3 protein-coding genes are annotated in these 3,431 nt (G+C 62.4%); all 3 read right to left on the bottom strand.

Annotated elements, in window-relative coordinates; all coding sequences use genetic code 11:
- Positions 1 to 99: 99 nt before the first annotated feature.
- From AO501_RS12485 to AO501_RS12495, 3 genes are read right to left on the bottom strand one after another with little or no spacing between them, the layout of a single operon-like run.
- Positions 100 to 1,140, bottom strand: a complete 1,041-nt coding sequence (locus AO501_RS12485; protein WP_055578033.1) for a tyrosine-type recombinase/integrase — start codon at positions 1,138 to 1,140, stop codon at positions 100 to 102.
- Positions 1,140 to 2,090: a tyrosine-type recombinase/integrase gene (locus tag AO501_RS12490; RefSeq protein ID WP_055578034.1), complete on the bottom strand. Its 951-nt coding sequence runs from the start codon at positions 2,088 to 2,090 to the stop codon at positions 1,140 to 1,142. Before AO501_RS12490 ends, AO501_RS12485 begins: the two co-directional genes overlap by 1 nt.
- The gene (locus tag AO501_RS12495; protein ID WP_055578035.1) at positions 2,087 to 3,286 is read right to left on the bottom strand and encodes a tyrosine-type recombinase/integrase; all 1,200 of its coding nucleotides are present in this window, start codon (positions 3,284 to 3,286) and stop codon (positions 2,087 to 2,089) included. Before AO501_RS12495 ends, AO501_RS12490 begins: the two co-directional genes overlap by 4 nt.
- Positions 3,287 to 3,431: the final 145 nt, after the last annotated feature.

Here is a 3,431-nt window from a genome sequence, read left to right on the forward strand (position 1 = left end):
ACTCGGATTATGCCGAGATTTTCGTTAAGCCGAGGATCTGCGGAGAGGGCCTGCGCTCGTGGGGGATATCGCTGAATTTCTCGGCTTAACGCTTCGCGGTTATCGCAGACTGTAGAGGGTTTGGAGTTGGTCGTCAGTGAGCGGCTCGGTGGCTTCGGCGTTGATTGCGGGGGTGGCGGCGTCGATGGCTTGTCGCATCATGTCCAGAGTCGCAAAGGCGTAGAAAGCTGCTGTGGTGGAAGTGTTTTCGTGGCCAAGCAGACGCATGATGATGGGCAGCGGAATCCCTTGCTGGTAGAGGTCCATGGCTTTGGTCTTGCGCAGCAGGTGGCAGTGGATATTCGCCGGGATCGAAGGGCATTGACCACGGGCGGTTTCGGCGGCTTGCTTGAGTACTGCGGCGACCGTGTCGGAGGACAGTTCGGCAGGTCGCCCGCGGTGCAGACTGTAGAACAACGGCCTGGTGGCGGGGAGTTTGGTGATGTTGGGGTGGAATTCGTCGAGGTAGACGTGCAGGTGGGCGACGGTCTTGTCGGTGAGCGGGACGACGCGGGTTTTGTTGCCCTTGCCGGTGAGCAGGATGTGCCCGGGGTCGGTCAGGCAGAGGTCCTGCAGGGTCAGGCCGGTGATCTCGCCGACGCGGGCCGCGGTGTCGTAGAGCAGGATCAGCAGCATCCGGTTGCGGCGGGATTTCGCTGTCTGCCCGGTGAACGCAGCAAGGATCGTCTTCGTTTGATCGTCGGTGAGGTACTCGATGGGCCTGTGGGGGCCGGACGGCGCTTTGAGTGCTTTGGCTGATTGGCTGAGCGTCACGAGTGTGAGGTCTTCGTAGGATGCGTAGGTCAAGAACGCTTTGACCGCACTCAGGCGCAACGTGATGGTTTTGGGCGTGTAGTGCCGCTGATCGGTCATCCAGGCCAGCCATCCCTTGAGGTGTGGGCGGTCGAAGTGGTCGAAGCTGACGTGCTCACGTCTGATGTGCTCGGCCTCGGCGAGGTAGTCCAGGAAGCATTCCAGGCTGATGCGATAGGCTTCAACCGTTTTCGGTGACAGTCCTCTGGTCTTGGGCATGTAGGCGTGCAGATAATCGCGGGCGAACCCGAAGAAATCCGGAGCGCCGGTGTGCGGGTCGCGTCTCATCAGAATCCCACCGGCGGTAGCAGGGACTGGTGTTGGGCGGTGATGTCGCCGTAGGCGGCCATGAAATCGGGCGAGGTATGCACGTAGTAGTACGTGCTCTCAAACGTCGCGTGGCCCATATAGCGAGACAGGTAGGGCAGCATCGCGGCGACGTCGTCGCCGGCGGTCATCCATCGGTGGATATTGGCATAGGCGAAATGATGCCGAAGATCGTAGGGCCGTGGCTGTTGACCGGCCAACGGCCGCGCAAGCCCGGCCTGGTCCCAGATGCGGCCGAACATCGTCCCGACCGATGCCGCGGCGACCTGGTTGCCGGTAGCGGAGACGAAAAACGTGCGGCGGGAGGCGAAATGCGCTCGCGAGGTCCGGTCGCAGGTGTCGAGGATTTCGATCACCTGACCGGTCAGCGGCAGTCTGCGGCTGCGATTGCCTTTGGACCAGATGATGTCGATGTGCCCGGCATCGAGGTCGACCTGCTCGGTCTGCAGCGCGCGGGTTTCACCGGTCCGCAACCCGCACGAATGCATCAGGATGAAGAACGCGACCGCTTGCCATCGCCACGGGCACGGCGTCTGCATCCGGGCGGCGGCAGCGAAGAACACCTCGATCTCACGGCGGGACAACAGATACGGATGAGCGGTCACGAACGGGGCTTTCCACCGGTCAGAGAGCACATACGCCTCAGGGAACGCGTTCATCGTCATCCAGCGGCCGAGGTCACGGATGTAGGACATCCAGGACCGGTAGCGGCCACAACGTTGCAGCCGGTCACTGACCCAGCCTTCAACGGTGTCCTTGTCGAACACCGTGCGGTCATGCTCGGTGCAGTAGGCGTCGAATTGTTTGAGGTACCAGATTCGGGAGGCGCCGGTGAATCCCATGTTCGCCTTGAACGCCAGGTAGGCGTCCAACTCGGTGGCGAATGCGCTGGTGAAGCCGTGGCCGCTCATGACCGTGCCGCTTCTGGGATCGGCAGGACACAGTCGAGTAGACGCGTCCGGTCCACGCTCATGTAGAGGTTCGTCGATTCTTCGCTGGCGTGTCCAAGCACTGCCGCAATCGTCGGTAGCGGAACCGCTGCGGCCAGCAGCCGGGAAGCCGCATTGTGGCGCAGCAACCGGGTGCCCGCTTTCGGCTGTTCAAGTCCCGCTTTCCGGAATGTCTCCACGGTCACCCGGTGCACCGTCGCGTGATCGCCCAGCTGGGTGTGGGGGGCTACCGAACGCAGGAACAGGTGATCATCGGCGCAGCGGGGACGTTCGTCGAGCACATAGGCGGCCAGCTTGCTCACCAGCAGCGCCGGCAACGGCAGCGTCAACGGGTTGCCCGTCTTCTGCTGCACGATCCCGATCGTGTGCCCGCGCCAGTCGACATCACCGAGCCGCAGCGCCACGATGTCACAGGCCCGCAGTCCCGTCGACAAGGCGAGCAAAGTGATCGCGGAGTCCCGTGCGCTGACCACCCCTGAGGCACACGCGCGAACAACCAGCTCTTCGTCGGAATCGTCGAGGACGGGAACTATCGCGTGAAACCGTTTGACACCAGCCAGATTCAGCGCATTGACCAGATCGGTGCGGCCGGTGAACTTCAAAAACGGACGAAAGTTCGACACCACCCAAAACAGCGACGACTTGGCCCACCGATCCAGTAAGGATTCCAAGAACGCCAGGACACTGGCGCCATCAGCCCCGTCGAGCACGGCGATACCGCGTGCTTCCAGGAACACCAGGTAGCTACGGGCTACCCGCCCGTAGGCCTCGCAGGTGGCCGGCGCCAAACCACGCCAGCCCATCTCGGCCTCCCAGGCGGCATCCAAAGCAACGAAACCGCAGCCTTTTGGCCGTGGACCTCCGCCACCGCGGCCACGAACCGCCAGATCCACCCGGCCGGTCGCCACATACGAGTCGAACACCGTAACAAGACGCCGGTAATCGAACCGGCGCGCCGGGCTGAACCGACCAGTACGCACACTGGTCGTCATCGAAGCGAACTCTGCACCCAGACTGGTGGAATAGTCTCGCCCCGAAGCGAATTCAGTCAGTGCCTTGATCGTCTTCGCGTACTGACCAACTGTCGATTCCATGTACCCGGCCGCGCGCAACTCCGCCACGACAACCGCGCCGATCCCACTGACCGTCGTATCCATCACCGTCTCCTTCCACAGACGTAGAGATACGACGGACGCTAACTACCACCCGAACGTTAAGCCGAGAAATTCAGCGATATCCCCCACGAGCGCAGGCCCTCTCCGCAGATCCTCGGCTTAGCGCAAACCTCGGCATAATCCGAGT

It is taken from the genome of Mycobacterium gordonae (assembly GCF_001417955.2).
Classification (GTDB): domain Bacteria; phylum Actinomycetota; class Actinomycetes; order Mycobacteriales; family Mycobacteriaceae; genus Mycobacterium; species Mycobacterium gordonae_B.